Below are 19,772 nucleotides of genomic sequence, written 5' to 3' on the forward strand. Positions count from 1 at the left end.
GTATCCGGGGAGACGCTGTTGATGTTAGAACAGGCCGGTCACGCGGCCCTGCTCGTCCAAATCCACGTTCATGAACGCGGGCTTGGAGGGCAGCCCGGGCATGGTGCGCATCTCGCCGCACAGGGGGTAAATAAATCCGGCGCCGACGGAGGCGCGCACCTCGCGGACGGGTAAGGTAAAGCCCTTGGGCACGCCCTTCCAGGTCGGCTCATGCGACAGCGAGAGGTGCGTCTTGGCCATGCAGATCGGCAGGTTGCCGAAACCGGCCTCTTCATACGCCTTCAACTGCTGCTCGGCCTTAGGATCATAGACCACGTCCTTCGCGCCGTAGACCTTGGTGGCGATCGTTTCGATCTTCTGCTTGAGCGTCATCTCGAGCGGATAGAGGAACTGGAAGTCCTCCGGTTTTGCCTGCGCGCAGGCATCCATCACGGCGTGCGCCAATTCCTGCGCGCCTTCACCGCCCTCGGCCCAGTGGTCGCTCATGACGGCCGCGGCCGCGCCGGCCTCTTCCGCCGCGCGCTTGACGATTTCGATCTCCGCGGCGGTGTCATAGGTAAAACGATTGACCGCTACGACAACCGGCACACCGTACAGCCGCGCTATCTCGATGCAGCGCTGCATGTTGGCCACGCCCTTCTCCAGCAGCGGGATATTCTCATCGGTGTACGCCTTATCCAGCGCACGGCCTGCCACCACCTTAGGCCCGCCGCCGTGCATCTTCAGCGCCCTGATCGTGGACACCAGCACGACGCAGTCCGGACGCAGGCCGGAGTAGCGGCACTTGATGTCCATGAACTTCTCCATGCCGATGTCCGCGCCGAAGCCTGACTCCGTCACCACATAATCGCCCAGCTTGAGTGCGATCTGGTCGGCCAGGATGGACGAGTTGCCGTGCGCGATGTTGGCAAACGGCCCGGCATGGACGAAGGCTGGCTGCCCTTCGAGGGTTTGCATCAGGTTGGGCATGATCGCGTCTTTCATGATGACGGCCAGCGCGCCGGCCGCGCCCAGGTCTTCGGCCGTGACCGGCTTGCCCTGCTTGCTGTAGCCGATGACCATGCGCCCGAGGCGCGCTCGCATATCCTTCAGCCCCGTCGTCAAGGCCAGGATGGCCATGATCTCTGACGCCACGGCAATGTCAAAGCCGGAGGCGCGCGGGCGGCCGTCGGTCTTGTCGCCCAGACCCAGGATGATGCTGCGTAGCGCACGGTCGTTGACGTCGAGGACGCGCTGCCAGGTGATTGCGTAGGGGTCAATCGCCAGCCGCCGCAGCCCCATGCCGGTCAGCTTGGCATCGTCGTAAGTATCCTCATGTAGGATGCGCGCATCAATCGCTGCGGCCAGCAGGTTGTTGGCTGCGGTGACGGCGTGGATGTCGCCGGTCAGATGCAGATTGAAATCCTCCATCGGCACGATCTGTGAATAGCCGCCGCCCGCGGCCCCGCCCTTGATGCCAAACGTTGGCCCCATCGAAGGTTGGCGAATGCAGGTGATGGCGCGCTGACCTAACAAGCCCAACGCCTGCGTCAGGCCTACCGTGGTGGTAGTCTTGCCTTCGCCCAGCGGCGTCGGCGTGATGGCCGTCACGTCAACGTACTTGCCGTTGGGGCGGTTCTTGAAGCGTGGATCATCGAGGACATCGAGATGGACTTTGGCTTTGTACTTGCCATAGAGATCAATATCATCAATGGTCAGGCCTAGCGATGCGGCGATGTCGAGAATGGGCAGCATCGTGGCCGACTGCGCGATGGTGAGATCGCTCGGCACCGGTTTTACTTTTCGAACTGGCATCTTATCCCTCCGTGGACGCTCGCGTCATTGCGATGTGTTGTGCGAAACAACGATCCGATTTGCTGACGACTTCTGTGCAGGCTATGATACGTCCTATCTGGCGTCATCTGCCATGACCTACATCAGGCATTGCGGTCATCGAAAGCGTCGCGTTGCCATGCGCCACATGAACCATATCGCCAGGCTCAAGGAGCGCAGATGTCAAGGGCGCTCGCCAGGCGCTTCAGCCACCAGCACCAGGTCGCCCGAGCGCTCCAGGTCGAACGGCGAACCATCGAGCGCGCCGAAATGACGCAGGTTGACGAAACCGGCCAGGCTGGCAGCCTCGTCCAGCTCGACTGCCAGCAGCGGCCGCTGCAGCGTACTGTTGACGCGCACCGTCCACGCATCGTCTCGACGTTCGAACAGGGCCGTGTGGAAGGTGATGAACTCGGCGCCGTAGTCGGCAAAGCGCCAGACCAGATTGTCGGCGCTGCCGTTGGCAGCAAAGAAGCGCGGCTGCGTTTTGAGACGTTGATCGTAGTTCAAGTTGTGTACGATCAAGACGCCGCCGGGGCGTAGGCGTTGGCGCATCTGCTGCACCGCCTGCTGCAGCGCGGCGAGGGAGAGAAGATGCGGAAGGGAGTTGCCCAGGCAAAGCACGGCATCGAACATCTCTGGCGTCTCCTGCTCCAGCCGCTCGAAGTCGCTGACCACGAACGGCACGCTGACGCCGGCCTGCGCGGCCTGCTCACGCGCCCGCGCAATCATTGCTGGGCTGATATCCGCGCCGCTCGCGCGCCAACCCGCCTGCGCCAGCGCTATGGCGTGCCAACCGGTCCCGCATGCCACATCGAGCACGCTGTGCGCAGCATGGCCGTTGAGCGTCTGCTGTAGGAAGGGCAGCTCGAAGGCCAGGCGACTTTGCCAATCAGTCATCACGTCGAATAGATCCGCCAGGCGATCGTAGAACTCGCTGCTGGTTAGTGTATTCATCGTTCTTTCGCCTTTTCATCCAGAAGTAAGCCGAACACTGGCGTCAGTCACGTCTTCGCCCTGACGACAGCTACGGCCAGAACTTTACCCGCACCGGCTCATTTCGTCAACCACACGCCAGGTGGGGGCTGTCAGGCCCGATAGGGCCTTCCACCTCGTAGCCCGATCCGTTCACGGCCGGGCGGCGTTGGTTGGGCGCATGTCATCCGGCTACCAACTCCGCCGGAGGCCGGAAGCCATCCGGCTACGCGATGCAAGCCCCGGCGGGGCTGTCAGGCCCGATAGGGCCTTCCACCTCGTAGCCCGATCCGTTCACGGTCGGGCGGCGTTGGTTGGGCGCATGTCATCCGGCTACCAACTCCGCCGGAGGCCGGAGGCCATCCGGCTACGCGATGCAAGCCCCGGCGGGGCTGTCAGGCCCGATAGGGCCTTTCATCTCGTAGCCCGATCCGTTCACGGTCGGGCGGCGTTGGTTGCGCGCATGTCATCCGGCTACCAACTCCGCCGAAGGCCGGAGGCCATCCGGCTACGCGATGCAAGCCTTGGCGGGGCTGTCAGGCCCGATAGGGCCTTCCACCGCGTAGTCCAATCCGTTCACGGTCGGGCGGCGTTGGTTGCGCGCATGCCGCTTGCCGTTGCTCATTTCGTAAACCCCGTGCGCTGTGGTAAAATTGTCTCCCATGAAGGCTGAAATCGTCACCATTGGCACCGAACTGCTGCTTGGGCAGATTGTGGACACCAACGCCGCTTACTTGGCGCAGCAGTTGGCGGCCATTGGCGTTGACCTCTATTACAAGACCACCGTCGGCGACAATGTGGAACGCATTGCCGGCGTCCTTCAACAGGCCAACCAGCGCAGCGATGTGGTGATTACCAGCGGCGGCCTGGGGCCGACGGTGGATGATGTGACGCGTGAGGCCATTGCGCAGGCCACCGGTCGTGCGCTGGAGTTCGTGCCTTCCGCTTGGGAAGAAATCAAGACCATGTTCGCGCGCTGGGGACGCCAGCCCGATGAGAACAACCGGCGCCAGGCGCTGCTCCCGGCAGGCAGCCTCAAGGTGACGAATCCGGTGGGCACCGCGCCTTGTTTCATCCTGGAAACCGGGGCCAGCACGATCATCAGTCTGCCGGGCGTGCCGCGTGAGCTGAAGCACCTGATGGAAAACACTGTCCTTCCCTATTTGCGCGAACGCCTGGGCGCGCAGCCGTCTGTCATCAAATCCCGCGTCCTACGCACGTGCAGCATCGGCGAAAGCAACGTAGACACCCTCATCGGCGACTTGGAACTCCTGTCGAATCCAACCGTCGGCTTGCTGGCGCACCCAGGACAAACCGACATTCGCATTACGGCCAAGGCGGCTACCGAGGCTGAGGCTGACGCCATGATCGCGCCCGTCGAGGCTGAGATTCGCCAGCGCTTGGGCGTCTTCATCTACGGCGTGGACACGGAGTCGCTCGAAGAAGTGGTGGCCCGTCTGTTGCGGCAGCAAGGGAAAACCCTGGCGATCATCGAATCGAACACGGCCGGCGCGCTGACCCAATGGCTGCGCGCAACGGGTGATGCCGCTGTGCTGGCGGCTGCGCTGGTCACGCCAGATCTCGTCTCTCTCCGCGGCGCTTTGCCTGACATACCAGCCGACAGCGCGTGGCCCTCGGCGGAGCTGGCATCAGCCGCGGCGCAGGCGTTTCAGCGCCGCGTCGGCGCTGACTATACCCTGGCGATCATTGGCACGATGGAGGCGCATGAAACGCTGTACAGTGGAGAACGCGGCGAGTCCTACCTCGCCCTGGTGCATGTCGGCGGCCAACTGACCCGACATTTTCTCCTGGGCGGCGCCGGCGAAGTCACACAGCGTTGGATAGGCAATCGCACGCTCGACTTGTTGCGGCGGCTGATCTCAGGTCTCGTCACGGAGACCGCTGCCTGACATGAACATCGTCGCCGTCACAGGCGCCTCGACGCCGCTGGGTATGACGCTGCTGCGTTGGCTTGACGCGGACGCAACTGTGACGCGTATCGTCGCCATGGATGGTCAGCCGCCGGCGCTGGAATCGCCCAAACTGAAGTTCTTCGAAGCGGACAGCCACGGTCCCGTGCGCAGTGGATTGGAGAAGTTCAAGGTGACGCGCGCGGTTCATCTTGATTTACGCTTCGCCGGTCGCGATGAAGCCGGCCTACGCCGGGCCAACGTGGGCGGCAGCGCCAGCTTTTTGACAGCCTGCCTGGCTGCGCAAACGGTGGAGAGCGTCGTCCTGCTTTCCAGCACCATCGTGTACGGCGCGCAGCCCCACGGCGCGTCGCCGGTGAGCGAGGCTGCACCCTTCGGGCCGACCACACTGCCGTTGGCGCAGCAGCTGCAGGAAATTGAGCGCCAATGCCAAACGTACCGTGAGCGTTATCCGCAGATGAAAGTCAACGTGGCGCGCCTGGCGCCGGTTCCAGGCGCGCAGCCAGAACATTTCATATTCCAGGGCTTGCTCAAGCCCCCGGCCGCCCTGGGCCAGCTGAACCCGGCTTTGCAGTTCGTTCATAGTGATGACGCAGCCCATGCGCTGCACACCCTCATCCTGAGCCAGGGCAATGGCGTCTATAACGTGGCTGCAGATGATGCCGTCACGCTGCGGGCGGCCTGGCAGACCCTGCGCGTCAATCCGCCAGGTCTCGCGTCCGCCCTGCTCGGATTTGCACAGCGTATGCCGGCGGGACAGCTAGATGCCTGGCGGCAGGGCCGACTGGTTGACAATCGCCTGCTCAAGCAGGAGTTTGGCTTCACCTATCGGTATTCGTCGGCGCAGGCGTTGACGGCGCTGGCGCCCACGGCCTAGTCTATCGAGGTTTCATGTCGCCATCATCTGTCTCATCCCGCGCACCCAAGCGCAGCACGGGATCCTCAGGCGCACCGGCCAAGCGTGCTGCAGCGCCGTCCGCACAAGGGCATGAGCGCACGCGCAGCGCCCCCATTCCGCCGGTCTACATCCAACGCTACGGCCTGTTCGTTGCGCTGCTGATGGTTGTCATCGGTTTTCTGCTCGTCGTCGGCAGCGCGCGCGTCCTGAATAACGCCGCGTCGGCTGCCAGGGCAAACGCTGACGATGCCGGCGCACGGCAATTTCTGCATGCCACCGCCTATCTGACGAACACCCAGAACATCCTGATCTTGGGGTCGGACAAGCGCACGGATGAGGCCATGTGGCGCACGGATGTCATCATGCTGGCGGCCATTGACCGCGCCAGCGGCCGCGCCGCGGTCATCAGCCTGCCGCGAGACCTCTATGTGGACATTCCCAACTACGGGCCAGGGCGCATCAACACGGCCGATTTCATTGGCAGCACCGAGGGGCGGTCGCCCCAGGCCGGCGTGCAAACCTTGCGCGACATCATCGAGCGCGATCTGGGCATCGAGACGGACAACTACGTGCGGATTGATTTCGATGGTTTCAAGCAGATCATTGATGCCCTGGGCGGGGTGGATGTCGAGGTGGACTGCCCCCTGCAAGATCCCTACTTGCTGGAAGCGATCGGCGTCGAACGCATCGAGCCGGGGCAGCATCACATGGACGGAGACTTTGCCCTGGCCTATGTGCGCTCGCGGCGCCAGGGAGGAGATTTCGATCGCGCCCGCCGCCAGCAGCGTCTCCTGATGGCCGTGCGCAATCGCGCCCTTTCCACCAATCTCATCACCCGCTTGCCGCAGCTCCTGCCCGCCACCCTTCGTACGGTGGAAACGGATATGAACCCGCTGGAAATGGCCTCTCTGGCGCGTTGGATGGTCAACATGGACCTGTCGAAACTGAAAGGCTTCGTGATTGACGCCAACATGACGTCGTTCGAGACGCTGCCCTCAGGCGAGCAGGTGCTCAAGCCCGATTGGGCATCCATTCACCAGGGGATTGCCAACCTGTTCAGCCCGCAAACGAAACCTCTGTTCGAGAGCAGCGATCGTTCGTGGTACTGTCCGGGGATTGAAGAGATGACGCCAACACAGTGATGCCACGTATGAACAAAGCACGATTTTTTCACAACCAGGATGTAAGTCAGCGTCGTCGCCTGCGCCGGCCACCGGCCAACCGGCTGTGGGCGTTCTTCTTGGCGGCGTTGATCATGCTGTCAGGCTGTGTTCAGCCTGCACCCGCGCCGCTTGATCCCACCAGCACGCCGTCGGTGCAGGATTCATTTGACACGCCGAATGCGCCGGCGCCTGAGACCACGCAGACGCCAATCGCCGCGCCCGGCCAGACGACCACGCCTATCTTTTTGCCAACCTTCACGCCGACCCCAGGCGCCACGCCGCGCCCCTTGCAGCAGACAACGAATGTTCTCATCCTGGGGTCTGATCGGCGGGGCGGCAAGGGCACAGGACGCACCGATGTCATGATCCTGGTGGCGGTGGATTATGCCAATAGACGGGTCGGCGTCATCAGCATCCCACGCGACCTCTTCGTGCAGATTCCGGGCGTGGGCCGCGAGCGCATCAACACCGCGGACGTGTACGGCGAACGGCAGCAGCCAGGCAAGGGCATCAACCTGGTCAAGCGGACGATTGTGGAGAACCTGGGCCTGTCGGTTGACAACTATGTGCGCGTGGACTTTGGCGGTTTTGAACAGATCGTTGACACGCTGGGCGGCATCACGGTGACGATGGACTGCCCGCTGCACGAACGCTGGGCGGACCCAGGTGCGCCCGGCGGCGTGGTTGTTCTCGATTATGAACCGGGCGATCATGCGCTCGATGGGCAGCATGCCTTGTGGTACGTACGTACGCGGCGCCGCGGCAACGATTTGGACCGCGCCCGTCGTCAACAGCGCGTGCTGTTGGCGCTCAAGGGGCGGGCTGAGGAGGTCAATCTGCTGCCCAAGGTGCCAGACCTCTTCAGCGCGTTACGCGACAATGTGGACACGGACCTGAACTTGCTGGATGTCCTGGCCCTGGCTCGCTTGGGGATAGAACTGAAGCGCGAAGACATTCACAGTCGCGTCTTTGACTTTCAGATGGCTCAGCCGTATACTACGGCGGGCGGCGCGGCCGTGCTATTGCCCAACAAGGCCGCTATTCGCAAGGCGTTTGACCAGATTTGGGATGCGCCGGATGTCATCACATCAACCGATCGCCAACAAAACTGCCCGTAAACAGGACACGGGCATTGATCGCAGTCGTCGCTGAAGACGAAGGGCCGCACCGCTGCGTAACCGGCGCCCTTCGTCATTCGTTTTCTTGAGGGAAATTGCCTTCCCTGTAGCCTGACCGGGAACGAAGATAACATCATGCGTTTTTTGCAGAAGGGGCACGCGGCCAGTACACGCCTCGTGCCATTATTATTGCTTGTGACTCTGCTGGCCGCCTGCGCGCCAGGCGCCGGCCCGATGCCAACTGCGGCGCCGACGGTTGCGCCAGAATCAACCGCGACGGCCGCGCCGCCTACGGCAACCGATTTGCCTACGGCGACCTTCACCCTGGCCCCGACGGACACGCCGACCACCGCGCCCACCGCGACCAGCACCTCCAAGCCGACGGCGACTGCGACCGCTCAAGTCTCATCCACCCTGGAGATCACGGCCACGACGGTCCTGACCGATGGTCTGCGTCCGCACGTGTTCGATTCGACCTTCAATATCCTGCTGCTAGGCTCTGATCAGCGCCCGGGCGATGGCACCTGGCGTACCGACACGATTATGATCGCTGCCGTGGACTGGGAACATGATCGGATTGGCGTGATCAATATCCCGCGCGACCTGTGGGTGGACATCCCTGGCTACGGTGAATCGCGCATCAACATGGCCGATTTTGTCGGCGAAAAGGAGATCAAATACCCTGATGGTGGACCGGCATTGCTCGGACGCGTGATTTCTGAAACGTTAGGCATCCGCACCGATCGTTTTGCGCGCATGAACCTGCAAGCCTTTGAGCAGGCCATTGACACCATCGGCGGCATTTCAGTCACGCTCGATTGTCCACTGCACGAAGCAACGCCAGACCCGAACAATGCTGAGCAGTTGGTCGAGGTGGACTTCGCGCCGGGCGTTTATCACTTCACCGGACACGAGGCGCGAATGTACGCCTCCTACCGGTACTACACAGGCGACTGGGATCGCGCGCGGCGTCAGCAGCAGGTGTTGTTGGCGATTCGGCAGCAGGCGCTCACCCTCAATATCGTGCCCAAGATTCCCTCCTTGTGGCTGACTTTCAGCAGCGCCATTCAGACCAACCTCAGTTTCAAGGAAATCCTCGACCTGGCGACGTTTGGCCTGCGCCTGGACATGAAGAATGTGCACGGTCGCGTGCTTGATTACCGGCTGATGACGCCGTATCGAACGAAAGGCGGCGCCCAGGTATTGAAGCCCAAGAAGGCCGAAATCGCCGCCGCGATCAACTCGATCTTTGACACGCCGCCGATGCAGGAGACGTCCGCGCAGCCGATCGCCGGTTGCCGGGTCAAGGCCACACCCACGCCATCGGCGACGGCGCTGCCGTCGGCCACGATCACGGCGACGCTGACGTTAACGCCCACGCTGTCCAACTGAAATGAGCAAGGCATGACCTATTACGAAATTGCAGTGCGGCCCGTCTATCTCAGCGCTTCGGACGAAGTGGCGGTGCGCCTGGGCAGCGGCCGCCGGCCGCGAGCTGCGACCAGCACGCTGCGCGGCGACGTGCAGGCGTGCCTGGACCCCGGGGGACGTCTCGTGCGCCTGCTGTTGGCTGACAGCAAAATTCTGCACTTGGGTCAGCGGCTGGCCGGGCTGCCCGTGGTTGAACATCCTCTCCAGCCGACGCCCAGCGGACTGATCGGGTACGACTTGGCCGCGCGGGTGGCAACGCTCTTCCTTTTTCCGACGCCCGACAGCCTCATTGTGCAGCGCCTGGTGCGCAGCGCTAACCTTGACTTCGATGCGAACGAACGCCTGTTGGCTGTGCGCATTCCTGCTGGCGCGACCGCGCGGCGTGAACCCGATCTCTATTCGGCCCTCGCGTTTTTACGTTAACCTGAAATCAGGCCGCGGATGAATACGGAGCGCCGCGGATTACCTGTTTTCATTCCTGGTTGTGCGCCCGGCGCATAGGTAACACACCAGACCACAAGCAAACAGGCAAGCACGACTATCGTTTCGGCGGCAGGTCAACCAGCAGCAGACTCGCCAACACCAACCCACCACCAACCCATTGAATAGGCGCCAGGGTTTCGCCCAAGAAAACGCGCGCCACAGCCACGGTGATGAGCGGCTCCACCACGCCGAGCAGCGAAAGTTGGGTGCTGCCCACGCGCTTGATGGCGGTGAACATGGCGAGGCGCGCCACCACCGTGCCCAACAAGCCAATGCCGAGCACCGGCCACCAGCCGGCCCAGGTGACCGGCACAGGGCTGCCGCCAACCGCCAGTCGTTCGCCGGCGGCCAGCAGGGCCATGGTGCTGATGACATACAGCGCCACGGTGCGCGCCGGCACATCGCGCACGACAAACTGCCCGATGACCAGGTGGAGCGCGTAGGTCAGGATCGTGATCAAGACTAACAGAACCCCGATCATGTCGACGCGTTTGCCGGTAATGTCCACGAGCAGCGCCACGCCCATGACTGCGATTCCCAGGCGCGCCAGGCGGCGTGTGGTCAGCGCTTCTCCGCGCAGACGCAACAAGAGAATGACGACCGCCGGGTAGAGGTAGAAGATCAAGGTGCCGATCGAGGCATTGATCCGCGTCAGGCCCCAGTAGTAGCTGATCTGCGCCACAAAATTCGCTGCGCCCATGACGATGCAGCCCAGCAGGGCCTGGCGCGAGATCGAGATCAATGGCTGCCAGCGTGTGATGAAGAGCGCCCACAGTACGACCGCGGCGACGCCCAACCGCATTGCGGTCAGGGTGTTCGGATCCATCCCCGCGCGGTAGGCGAATTTGGCGAACGTCGAATTCAACCCGAGAGCCATGTTGGCAAGCAGGGCCACGAACAGGCCCCATTGCGGCCGATTACGCATCGGTTGTGCTCTGCCTCTGCGCCGCTAACACTGCGCCAGTCGCCAGGACGATCCCACCCAACAGCAGCGACCAGCCGCCCCAACCCAAATCCAGGGGCCGGTGGTACACCGACTCGATGGCCGGCTGCATGCGCAGCCACTGCCAGAGGGGCAATACGGTTGCCGCCAGCGCCAGCGAGGCCAGAAAGTAAGCCAGCGCCTGGCGGGTGCGGCGTATCCAGGCCGCGGAGCCAGATTGAAACCAGGGCGCGGCCAGGCTGAACAGCGCCAGCGCCAGCGCCACGGCCAGCATCCGCAGCTGCGGCTGAAACTCCGCCTGACCGAAGGTGGCCGGCGACCAGGCCGGGGGCAGCAGAGCCAGCGCGCAAGGGGTCGCCAGGGCGGCGAGGAGCAGCCGTAGGGGGCGTCGCAGCCACGGGGCGCTGATAAGGGGCACGAGGCTCAGCCCAATGCTCAAGGTGAAGAGCGGCAGATAGAATAGCTGGCGGATGACTGGTAACGCGCCGCTGCGCACCGCAGGCAGGAACTTGACGTATTCGGCCAGGTCAATGCCAAGCAGCGTGAGGCCGGGGCTGCGCGCATCCACCCACGGGCCCCACGTCGCGCCGGCCAGCCCAATCAACCCGATCGCCAGCAGCAGGCCGGGGGCGCGCAGTTGTTTCATCAGCCGCATCACGATTCTTGGTCGCGGCGTGCACGCGCCAGCCGCTCTTGTTGACGCGCACGTCCTTGCTCGAACCGGCGTTTCTCCAACTCACTCTCCAGCAGCAGTGGCGCCACGGCGGTTGGCTGGCGCTGATCGTCCAGCGCCACGTACACGACAAAGGCGGTGTTGGTCAAGGTGCGCTGACCGGTCAAGATTTTCTCGGTGTACACCGTGACCATCGTCTCGATACTGGTGCGTCCGACGTAGGTGATGCTCGATTCGAGGACAATCAAATCGCCCACGAGCACTGGCGCGTGAAAAGTCATGGAATCAATGGCAACGGTGACGCAGGGACGGCGACAGTGACGCATGGCCGCCAACGCGCCGGCTTCATCTACCAGCTTCATAATCCAGCCGCCGTGTACATTGCCTTGCAAGTTCGCATGTTCGGGCTGCATGAAGGTGCTGAGTTCGGTTTTTGATTCATTGGGTGAGCGTGGATCCATCAAGGCCTTTCCTTGCTTGCTTTCGCATAGGCAGCAATACATTGTGTGGCTGAGGCGCGCCAGGTAAAGCGCGCGGCTTGGGCCTGACCCTTGACCCGCGCGGTCTCGCGCCAGAGGCCATCGGTCAGGCCGCGTTCGATGGCGGCAGCCAGGGCGTCCGTGTCGTCCGCGCTGACCATCAAGGCTGCATCGCCGGCCGCTTCCGGCAAGGACGAATTGTCCGCGCACACCACGGGCGTGCCGCAGGCCATGGCTTCAACTACGGGGATGCCGAAGCCTTCGTAGCGGCTGGGAAAAACATAGAGATCGGCCAGGCTGTAGAGGGTGGGTAGATCGCTTTCTTCCACGTAGCCGAGAAAGCGAACCGAAGCGGCCACGTCTTCTTGTTCGGCGCGCGCGAAGATGCTTTCGGTCAACCAGCCTTTGCCGCCGCCAATGATGAGCGTGTGGGGTAAGCCGCTCTGACGACGCAGCCGCGCAAACGCGCTGATGAGACGGGGATAGTTCTTGCGCGGCTCCAACGTGCCCAGGCTGAGAATGAAAGGCCCCTTGATTTGATAGCGCTGCGCGACGGCCTGGCGCTGCTCCGCATCCGTTATCGGCCGGTAAAGCGGGCCAATGCCGGGGTATACCACATCAATACGCGCCGGATCCACGTCCAGGAGGGCTGTGAGGTCGCGCTGCGTGCTGATGGAGTCCGCCAGGATGCGGCTGGCCCGGCGTACGGCATGCGGCACGGCGCGGGTGAGATAGGCGACCAGGCGCGCATCCGCGCACTCCGGCACGCGCAGGAACGACAAATCGTGCACGGTGATGACGCCGCGCGCGTGGCGCAAGGGCGGGAGGACAAAATCGGGCGCATGGAAAAGATCGAATGCGCCTGCCAGCCATTCCAGCGGCAAGGGCGCATGCAGCCGATGCCAGAGAATGGCCTGCTGTCGTGAGGAAAGCGGAAGCCGCTGCTGCGGAAATGGCAGCGGCGCCTTTGGGCTGCCCGGCTGCCCCTTGCCAACCTCGGCAGCTACCAGCAGCGTAACATCTGGCCTGACGTCTAGCGCCGCGAGTCCAGCCACCAGTCCTTGCGTGTAGCGACCGATGCCGGCGCCCTGGCGCAAGGCTGGCGTGTAGTCAATGGCGATGCGCATGGCGGCGGCTCGTGTGTCTGCTCAGATGTCTCGGTAAGTCCATAACCGGTTGATGCCGAAGTTCCAAAAGAGCACGACGCCGATGGCAAAGGCCTTGGCGAAGTTGTAGTCCCAGGGATGCGGAATGTGAGGTTCAACCAGGTGCAGCACGACGCCGAGCACCAGTTGGTTGATGCCGAGGCCCACCAGGTTGACCAGGACGAACTTGGGCAATTGGGTGCGCTTTTTGAATTTACGGCTTTCTGGATAAGTCCACAGCCGATTCCAGGTGAAATTGCTGATGACCGCTGCGCTGAAACTAAATGGATTCGCTTGGAGCGGGCTTAAGCCGCCCACAAGCACCAGGAGATTGAGAACGCCAAAATCAACGACAGAGCCGATGATGCCCACGATGGCGAACTTGAAAAAGCGAGTCATTTCTTTGCGGTTGGCGCGTGCCATCAATGTCGTCACAGGAACCATGCACATCCTCAAATGGCGATAAATGCAGATCAGCAGAAACCCTTGCTGCCAAATGGGTTTCTGTCCATGTAGGCGCTAGTATAGGGTTTCTGGATAGCTTGTCAAACAGGCCGCGCGCCGTGCGCGGGTAGATGTTGGTGGAGACAGCAGGGCCAGCAGGAGGGCCATGTGCAGATAGAGGCGCTGCACGAACAGGTCATCGAACAGGTTGTGAATGGTCAGATGGACGATCACGCCGAGAACGCCCAGCGCCACGGCGCGTTCGAATGCGCTGGCCTGGCGATCGCGCGCCAGACGGATGGCCCGCCAGGCTGCCAGCAGCCACAGCAGGAGGTAGGTCAGCAGACCAGGCAGTCCAGCCTCGGCCCAGGTGTTGAGATAGATGTTGTGCGCGTGGCCGAGCGGATCTGCCCAGCGCGGCAGCGCAACCTGCGGATAGACAATGGGGTAGTTGCCCACGCCCACGCCGAACCAGGGCGTCCGTTCGATCATGCGCTGCGCGGCGACCCAATGCGCCACGCGCTCAACGACGGCGAAGTTGTCATCGTTGACCTCCACTGTGGTCACATCAAATCCGCCCAGGTACTCGCCGATCTGCGCCAGGCGTCCACCAAGCGCGCCGCCGATCAAACCGCCGCGGGCCATGAAGAGCAGGGCGACCAACACCGCGGCCGTCAGCGTGAGGCCAAACGCGCGCCGGCTGCGCAGCGCGGTGACCACCACGGCCCCGGCGCCAATGCCGATCCAGGCGCCGCGCGACCAACTGGCGATCGCGCCGGCCGCGATGACGGCTGTCATGCCGCCTGTGAGCGCCGCCCACATCAGGCGACGGCGGCGCCCGCACACGGGCGAGCCTCGCCTGGGAGCGCGCAATCGCGCCACGGCCCACCAGAACAAGGACAACGCCAGGGGCAAGACCATCCCCAGGTAGCCGGCATAGGGATTCGGCTGGCGGAAGGCGCCGAATGCGCGCAAAAAGCGCCCCAAAATTTGAAAGGCTGGAGGGCCGGTTTGCGTGACGAATTGATACAATCCCAGGGCCGCTTGCAGCGCGCCGGCCACGATCAACGCCGCAACCAGACCTACATAGATTCGAGATTGGAGATTGGAGATTGAGGATTGAAGATTGAAGATTGAAGATTGGAGATTAGGCTTCTGCGCACGACTTTCGTTGAGCAAGTCAACGGCGACCAGGTAGAGGATCAGCGTCTCGATCCATTTCAGTAATTCGGGTACAGCCTCCCGCAGTGAGATGGCCGGCAGGAGCGAGAAGGCGAGCGCGCCGCAGAAGAGAAGCAGCGGCAGCAGCAGCGGCGCGGCCGGCGCATCCACGGTTGACAAGGCGCTCGGATCGCGGCGGCGCCACGGCCGCGGCAGAATCAGTCGGCCGCCTGCCAGGCGCTGCGCCAACCACGCGGCCAGGGTCAGCGCCAGCAGGCCCTCGGTGGGACCAACCGCCGCGCCGGCGACGGTGGTTTCGCCCACGGTGCTGAAAGGAATGCTGACGGCCAATAGGAGCAGCCCCAGGCCGGGCCGGATCAAGATCATCAGGCAGAGGCCAAGACCCAGGAGCGCCGCGCTGAGCCACGGCAAAGGCGCTTGCGCCAGCAGCAGGGCCAGCAGGGCCAGCAGGGCCAGGAGACCAGCGGTCGAAGCGTGACGCACGGTGACATTGGACATCATGAGTATCCGAACTGCATCCCTTCCAGTACAGCACCCATTCTACACCGGCCATGCGCTTCTCGTCAAAAGGCATGCCAGATCGGGAGGCATTTCGATTTCAGAGCGCAGCTCACGAAGGCAGGCGTCGCACCAGTTGCTCGATCGGCCTCCAGATTGAAACAGTCCTGTCAGATCGCGCCTTAAGGTATTCTCATCTTATGGGCGCCCGTCTCCGTTGACGAAGCCGCTTTTTAACGGTATACTTGTGCCCTACCGGTCAATACCAAAACTGGCCTTGACTGCACATACGACAGAAACAGGATGGGAGTGAGAATCGAATGGCAAAGAAGTCAACCATTGGTAAGCAGAGCAGCGGCCCGGCGGCAGCCGCTGGCCGCGGCGCGGGCGGACTGTCGCGCAATGCCCTTGTGCTGATTGGGGCCGGCGTCGTCGTGGTCGCGGCCTTGGTCATTATTCTCCAGCAGACGGCGGTGCGTGGAAATACTGCATCCATCACCGGCGCGCCGTCTGCAACTCAAAAATCGGAGCGCGGCCCGGCCGACGCGAAAGTGACGGTTGCGGTCTATTCTGATTTCCAGTGCCCGCACTGCAAGACGTATGAGCAGAGCGTGGAGAAGCAGCTTCTGGCGGAGTATGTGGACACGGGCAAGGTGCACTACGATTATCGTCATTACATTGTCATCAGCCGCGAATCGGCGGATGCGGCCAATGCGTCTGAATGTGCGGCAGAACAAGGCTACTTCTGGCCTTACCATGATCTGCTGTTCGATCAGCAGGGCGTGCAAGGCCGCGATACGGTCAGCAAGTCCAACCTCAAGGCTTTTGGCAAGCGCATGGAAGGGATGAACCTGGGTCAGTTCGACGCGTGTGTGGATTCCGGCAAGTATATTGAGCAAGTCTACCGCGAAATGCAGGTGGGCACCGACAAGGGCGTGACCGGCACGCCGGCCGTGTTCGTCAACGACAAGAAGCTTGACAACGGACAGGACTATCAACTGGTCAAGGCGGCGATCGAAGCCGCATTGGCGCAGTAAGGCCAAAGGAGTTGTCTATGAGCCACGGCTCACCGCTGCGGATGAAAATGGCTCACTGACGACAAATCATTTTCAAGGGAGTATCATGTCAAACAAAACGATGACGGCGGCCGCGCCAGCCACGCGCGGCCTCAGCCTTCTGACTCCTATTCTGGCCCTACTCGGCGTCGGCATCTCTGGCTATTTGACCTACGTCAAGCTCAGCGCCACGCAGGCCGTCTGCCTGGGCCTGGGTGAGTGCGAGACGGTGCAGAACAGCCCCTATTCGGTCATCCTGGGCATTCCGATCGCGATCCTGGGCCTGCTGACCTACCTGGCGATCATCGCCCTTTGGTGGTGGAGTCAGGATGAGGAGCGACCGTACGCGGCCCTGGCGCCATTGATTCTTTTCGGTATCACGTTGTTCGGCTTTCTCTACTCAGCTTACCTGACCTACCTGGAATTATTCGTTCTTAAAGCGATCTGCCCCTGGTGCGTCGCCTCGGCCATCCTCATGACCGTGCTGATGATCATCAATGCACGGCAGGCGTTGACCAGCGCGAGCTGAAGGAGTAGGATTTATGGCCAAAGCCCCCGATATTGGGAGTAAGCGACTCATCAGTTTGGCGCCCAGCGCCTGGGCGCGCTGGCTGACAGACGATGCCACGATTGACGCAGTTGAGATTGTTTCTGGTGAGTTCCAGTGGATTAGCCGGATGAACGATGTCCTGCTCAAGGTACATTCACAGGCTCATGGTGCGTTTTTGGTTTTGTGTGAAATCCAGGTCCGTCCTGACCGTCGCATTGGATTGCGCACGCGAGCGTATGCGGCGCTGGCTGAAGAGAAACATGGGTTCCCAGTTTTCGCAGTTGTCGTTAACATCTTACCGCCATCGTCTGGCGTGGCCATTGTTGATTGCTTTCACGCTGAGTTCTTCGGTCAGGTGGCTCACCAGGATTTCAAAGTCGTAAACCTATGGGAAATTGACGCCAACCTGGTGTTTGAGCACAATTTGACAAGCCTCCTGCCCTTTGTTCCCATTATGCGTGGCGGTCAGGATGAGAAACTGGTGAGCAAGGCGGTAGTTAGTCTGCGCGCAGATGAAACCTTGTCTGAATTGGAGTCACTGCTGGCGTTTTTTAGCAGATTTGTCTTCAGCCCAGATCTGGTGCAAAAGATCATGAGGTGGGATATGCAAATTCTACGTGAGTCACCCTGGTTCAATGAGTTGATTCAAGAGGGGATCCAACAAGGCCGTCAAGAAGGACGACAAGAAGGCGCGGAACGTGAGCGCGAAGCGCTGGCGCTCCACATCCTCGAACATCGCTTCGGCCCGCTGCCGGATGTCATTGTGAATCGTGTCAGCACCGTACCCACAGACGATCTACGCCGCTTGGTGGATGTGGTGCTGGATGCGTCTGATCTAACAACGGTGATCAACTTCATGGCGGAACTGCCCGTCAAACCAACCAATGGGCAGGAAGAACCGTTGCCAACGCAAATGCCTCTGCCGGACTGAACAGAACTGTTATTCGTTGCGGGAAAGGATGGCCAGCTGATGATCAGCGTGGACACCATTGTACACGGCGGCATCGTGGTCACGATGAACGCCAAAGAGGAGATCGTGGCCGATGGCGCCGTGGCGGTGCGCGAGGGCCAGGTGGTCGCGGTGGGACCCGCGGCGACGATCTTGAGCCGCTACGAAGCGCCCGAGATGGTTGATTGCGCGGGGCAGGCCATCATCCCAGGGCTGATCAATGCGCACACGCACGTGCCCATGAGTCTTCTGCGCGGCCTGGCCGATGACCTGCGCCTGGATGTCTGGCTGCTCGGCTACATGATGCCGGTGGAGCGAGAATATGTCGGCGAGGATTTTTGCCACTGGGGCGCCTTGCTCTCGTGCGCCGAAATGATTCACTCCGGCGTCACCTGCTTCAACGACATGTATTACTACGAGGATGCGGTGGCCCGCGCGGTAGACACGGTCGGTCTGCGCGCTATCCTGGGGCAGACGATTTTACGCTTCCCATCGCCGGACGCGGCCAGCTACGATGAAAGCCTGGCCTACTGCCGCCAGTTCATCGAACGTTGGCGCCAGCACCCGCGCATCGTGCCGTCAGTGGCGCCGCACGCGCCGTATACATCCACGCCGGAAATGCTCGAAGCCTGCGTCAACTTGGCGCTGGAGTTCAATGTGCCGCTGCACATCCACCTGTGTGAAACGTCGCTGGAGGTGATGAACAGCCGCCGCGAGCATGGCGATCCGCCGATCGCCTATGTCAATCGCCTGGGCCTCTTCCAGGCCAAAGTCATCGCCGCGCACTGCGTTCACCTGGACGACGGCGAAATGCGCATCCTGGCGAATACCCGCACCGGCGTTTCCCACAACCCATCGAGCAACATGAAGCTTGCCAGTGGAGTGGCGCCGGTGGTGCGCCTGCGCAGCCTGGGCGTCCATGTCGGCTTGGGCACCGACGGGCAGGCCAGTAACAACGATCAAGACATGTTCGAAGAGATGCGCCTGGCGGCCTTCCTGCCCAAAGGCACAATGGGCGACCCGACGCTGCTGCCCGCGCAAGACGTTTTTGCCATGGCCACGATCGAAGGCGCGCGCGCGGTTCATCTCGATCACCTGATCGGTTCCATCGAGGTAGGTAAGCGCGCGGATTTGGCCGTGGTGGACATGAAGTCGCCGCACCTGACCCCGCGCTATCAACTCAGCCCGTCCAACATCTATTCGCACCTGGTTTACGCGGCCAAGGCCAGCGATGTGTGCCAGGTGATGGTAGATGGTCAATGGCTGATGCGTGACGGTGAGCTGCTCACGATTGATGTGCCGCTTGTGATCGAGAAGGCGACGGAGTTCGCGGCCCGCATCAACACCTTCATCGGTCATCGTGAGCAAAGCCTGCTCGACAAGCTGCTGGCGGTCAGCGACCTGGACACCCAGCAGTCGCTGCAGGAGTCGTTCGAAGTGCAGGTGAAAGTGGAAGTGGAAGACCTGCGCCCGATCGAGGACCTGCTGCATCAGGCGCCGTTCGAGATCATTCGGCGCAGCGTACGCCAGCAGTTTGACACCTATTTCTTGTTCGACCAGGGCAAGATGGGCGGCTATGTGCGTTACCGCGAGGATAACAAGATCATGGAGCCGGAAGATGGACGGCAAGGCGTAGGGCCTGGGCCATCCATTCAGCCGCGCTACTACCTGACCGTGATCGGCGAAACCAAAGAGCGCGAATACGCCGATTCGGTCATCCTGTCGCGCTCCCATTACCTGGCGACGGCCGTGCACTCGCTGCGTTTCTACCAGGAGTATTTCCAGCCTGACCGAGTGCGCGAGATCATCAAGTGGCGCACGCGCTACTGGGTGCGCTACAAGGGCGAGGAGTTTGCCCTGAACTGCGACCGCCTGAGCAAGCCGATGGTCAGCACGCCGTTCCTTGAGATCAAGAGCCGCACCTGGTCGCGCGCGGACGCGGAAAAGAAGGCCGACCTGATCGGCGAGATCTTGCGTCTGCTGAAGATCAACCTGCGCAGCCGACGCCTGGGCGAGTACACCTCCCTGGCCGGGTGACGGGTG

The 19,772-nt window shown here is 62.1% G+C and carries 18 protein-coding genes; 10 read left to right on the top strand and 8 right to left on the bottom strand.

Translation table 11 applies throughout. From position 1 onward, the window contains the following. Positions 1-24 precede the first annotated feature (24 nt). Positions 25-1,794: a formate--tetrahydrofolate ligase gene (locus ACPQ6D_RS02395; RefSeq protein WP_423222676.1), complete on the bottom strand. Its 1,770-nt coding sequence runs from the start codon at positions 1,792-1,794 to the stop codon at positions 25-27. 201 nt (positions 1,795-1,995) lie between these two features. After that, the gene (locus ACPQ6D_RS02400) at positions 1,996-2,769 is read right to left on the bottom strand and encodes a class I SAM-dependent methyltransferase (protein ID WP_423222677.1); all 774 of its coding nucleotides are present in this window, start codon (positions 2,767-2,769) and stop codon (positions 1,996-1,998) included. 680 nt (positions 2,770-3,449) lie between these two features. On the opposite strand from ACPQ6D_RS02400, the gene ACPQ6D_RS02405 reads away from it, so the two are divergent. The 6 genes from ACPQ6D_RS02405 to ACPQ6D_RS02430 all read left to right on the top strand — a co-directional run bounded on the left by ACPQ6D_RS02405 (position 3,450) and on the right by ACPQ6D_RS02430 (position 9,751). Further along, positions 3,450-4,697, top strand: a complete 1,248-nt coding sequence (locus ACPQ6D_RS02405) for a CinA family nicotinamide mononucleotide deamidase-related protein (protein WP_423222678.1) — start codon at positions 3,450-3,452, stop codon at positions 4,695-4,697. A 1-nt stretch (position 4,698) separates the two neighbouring features. Next, on the top strand, positions 4,699-5,595 hold the full coding sequence (locus tag ACPQ6D_RS02410) for an NAD-dependent epimerase/dehydratase family protein (protein WP_423222679.1): 897 nt from the start codon (positions 4,699-4,701) through the stop codon (positions 5,593-5,595). Between the two features lie 14 nt (positions 5,596-5,609). After that, positions 5,610-6,758: an LCP family protein gene (locus ACPQ6D_RS02415; protein WP_423222680.1), complete on the top strand. Its 1,149-nt coding sequence runs from the start codon at positions 5,610-5,612 to the stop codon at positions 6,756-6,758. Positions 6,759-6,766: 8 nt separating this feature from the next. Next, entirely contained in the window at positions 6,767-7,897 is a 1,131-nt protein-coding gene (locus tag ACPQ6D_RS02420; protein ID WP_423222681.1) for an LCP family protein, read from the top strand. 135 nt (positions 7,898-8,032) lie between these two features. Beyond that, positions 8,033-9,289, top strand: a complete 1,257-nt coding sequence (locus ACPQ6D_RS02425) for an LCP family protein (RefSeq protein ID WP_423222682.1) — start codon at positions 8,033-8,035, stop codon at positions 9,287-9,289. Between the two features lie 12 nt (positions 9,290-9,301). Then, a complete protein-coding gene (locus ACPQ6D_RS02430) occupies positions 9,302-9,751 on the top strand; it encodes a hypothetical protein (RefSeq protein WP_423222683.1) in 450 nt (149 codons plus the stop codon). 115 nt (positions 9,752-9,866) lie between these two features. On the opposite strand, the gene ACPQ6D_RS02435 is transcribed toward ACPQ6D_RS02430, so the two are convergent. The 6 genes from ACPQ6D_RS02435 to ACPQ6D_RS02460 all read right to left on the bottom strand — a co-directional run bounded on the left by ACPQ6D_RS02435 (position 9,867) and on the right by ACPQ6D_RS02460 (position 15,178). Continuing rightward, positions 9,867-10,736, bottom strand: a complete 870-nt coding sequence (locus tag ACPQ6D_RS02435) for a DMT family transporter (protein WP_423222684.1) — start codon at positions 10,734-10,736, stop codon at positions 9,867-9,869. Continuing rightward, positions 10,729-11,400, bottom strand: a complete 672-nt coding sequence (locus ACPQ6D_RS02440) for a hypothetical protein (RefSeq protein ID WP_423222685.1) — start codon at positions 11,398-11,400, stop codon at positions 10,729-10,731. Before ACPQ6D_RS02440 ends, ACPQ6D_RS02435 begins: the two co-directional genes overlap by 8 nt. Before the next feature lie 8 nt (positions 11,401-11,408). After that, positions 11,409-11,888 (bottom strand): acyl-CoA thioesterase, encoded by a 480-nt coding sequence (locus ACPQ6D_RS02445; protein WP_423222686.1) that lies wholly within the window; start codon positions 11,886-11,888, stop codon positions 11,409-11,411. After that, a complete protein-coding gene (locus tag ACPQ6D_RS02450) occupies positions 11,888-13,033 on the bottom strand; it encodes a glycosyltransferase family 4 protein (protein WP_423222687.1) in 1,146 nt (381 codons plus the stop codon). Before ACPQ6D_RS02450 ends, ACPQ6D_RS02445 begins: the two co-directional genes overlap by 1 nt. A 21-nt stretch (positions 13,034-13,054) precedes the next feature. Further along, positions 13,055-13,486 (bottom strand): GtrA family protein, encoded by a 432-nt coding sequence (locus ACPQ6D_RS02455; protein WP_423222688.1) that lies wholly within the window; start codon positions 13,484-13,486, stop codon positions 13,055-13,057. Between the two features lie 84 nt (positions 13,487-13,570). After that, entirely contained in the window at positions 13,571-15,178 is a 1,608-nt protein-coding gene (locus ACPQ6D_RS02460) for an O-antigen ligase family protein (protein ID WP_423222689.1), read from the bottom strand. Positions 15,179-15,495: 317 nt separating this feature from the next. Between ACPQ6D_RS02460 and ACPQ6D_RS02465 the strand changes: the two genes are divergently transcribed. The 4 genes from ACPQ6D_RS02465 (at position 15,496) to ACPQ6D_RS02480 (ending at position 19,766) form a co-directional block, all read left to right on the top strand. Further along, positions 15,496-16,212 (top strand): DsbA family protein, encoded by a 717-nt coding sequence (locus ACPQ6D_RS02465; RefSeq protein ID WP_423222690.1) that lies wholly within the window; start codon positions 15,496-15,498, stop codon positions 16,210-16,212. An 85-nt stretch (positions 16,213-16,297) separates the two neighbouring features. Further along, positions 16,298-16,759, top strand: coding sequence for a vitamin K epoxide reductase family protein (locus ACPQ6D_RS02470; RefSeq protein WP_423222691.1), 462 nt, complete (start codon positions 16,298-16,300; stop codon positions 16,757-16,759). A 13-nt stretch (positions 16,760-16,772) separates the two neighbouring features. Beyond that, the gene (locus tag ACPQ6D_RS02475; protein WP_423222692.1) at positions 16,773-17,711 is read left to right on the top strand and encodes a DUF4351 domain-containing protein; all 939 of its coding nucleotides are present in this window, start codon (positions 16,773-16,775) and stop codon (positions 17,709-17,711) included. A 39-nt stretch (positions 17,712-17,750) separates the two neighbouring features. Beyond that, positions 17,751-19,766, top strand: a complete 2,016-nt coding sequence (locus ACPQ6D_RS02480) for an amidohydrolase family protein (protein WP_423222693.1) — start codon at positions 17,751-17,753, stop codon at positions 19,764-19,766. The last annotated feature ends 6 nt before the right edge of the window (positions 19,767-19,772 follow it).

Origin of the sequence: Candidatus Amarolinea aalborgensis (assembly GCF_900491745.1) — a bacterium.
GTDB lineage: Bacteria > Chloroflexota > Anaerolineae > SSC4 > Amarolineaceae > Amarolinea > Amarolinea aalborgensis.

Coding starts and splice junctions, on each gene's coding strand:
- ACPQ6D_RS02450 (WP_423222687.1), bottom strand. CDS start 13,033: ATGCGCATCGCCATTGACTACACGCCAGCCTTGCGCCAGGGCGCCGGC.
- ACPQ6D_RS02445 (WP_423222686.1), bottom strand. CDS start 11,888: ATGGATCCACGCTCACCCAATGAATCAAAAACCGAACTCAGCACCTTC.
- ACPQ6D_RS02435 (WP_423222684.1), bottom strand. CDS start 10,736: ATGCGTAATCGGCCGCAATGGGGCCTGTTCGTGGCCCTGCTTGCCAAC.
- ACPQ6D_RS02460 (WP_423222689.1), bottom strand. CDS start 15,178: ATGATGTCCAATGTCACCGTGCGTCACGCTTCGACCGCTGGTCTCCTG.
- ACPQ6D_RS02410 (WP_423222679.1), top strand. CDS start 4,699: ATGAACATCGTCGCCGTCACAGGCGCCTCGACGCCGCTGGGTATGACG.
- ACPQ6D_RS02475 (WP_423222692.1), top strand. CDS start 16,773: ATGGCCAAAGCCCCCGATATTGGGAGTAAGCGACTCATCAGTTTGGCG.
- ACPQ6D_RS02395 (WP_423222676.1), bottom strand. CDS start 1,794: ATGCCAGTTCGAAAAGTAAAACCGGTGCCGAGCGATCTCACCATCGCG.
- ACPQ6D_RS02415 (WP_423222680.1), top strand. CDS start 5,610: ATGTCGCCATCATCTGTCTCATCCCGCGCACCCAAGCGCAGCACGGGA.
- ACPQ6D_RS02420 (WP_423222681.1), top strand. CDS start 6,767: ATGAACAAAGCACGATTTTTTCACAACCAGGATGTAAGTCAGCGTCGT.
- ACPQ6D_RS02425 (WP_423222682.1), top strand. CDS start 8,033: ATGCGTTTTTTGCAGAAGGGGCACGCGGCCAGTACACGCCTCGTGCCA.
- ACPQ6D_RS02470 (WP_423222691.1), top strand. CDS start 16,298: ATGTCAAACAAAACGATGACGGCGGCCGCGCCAGCCACGCGCGGCCTC.
- ACPQ6D_RS02480 (WP_423222693.1), top strand. CDS start 17,751: ATGATCAGCGTGGACACCATTGTACACGGCGGCATCGTGGTCACGATG.
- ACPQ6D_RS02465 (WP_423222690.1), top strand. CDS start 15,496: ATGGCAAAGAAGTCAACCATTGGTAAGCAGAGCAGCGGCCCGGCGGCA.
- ACPQ6D_RS02400 (WP_423222677.1), bottom strand. CDS start 2,769: ATGAATACACTAACCAGCAGCGAGTTCTACGATCGCCTGGCGGATCTA.
- ACPQ6D_RS02405 (WP_423222678.1), top strand. CDS start 3,450: ATGAAGGCTGAAATCGTCACCATTGGCACCGAACTGCTGCTTGGGCAG.
- ACPQ6D_RS02430 (WP_423222683.1), top strand. CDS start 9,302: ATGACCTATTACGAAATTGCAGTGCGGCCCGTCTATCTCAGCGCTTCG.
- ACPQ6D_RS02440 (WP_423222685.1), bottom strand. CDS start 11,400: ATGAAACAACTGCGCGCCCCCGGCCTGCTGCTGGCGATCGGGTTGATT.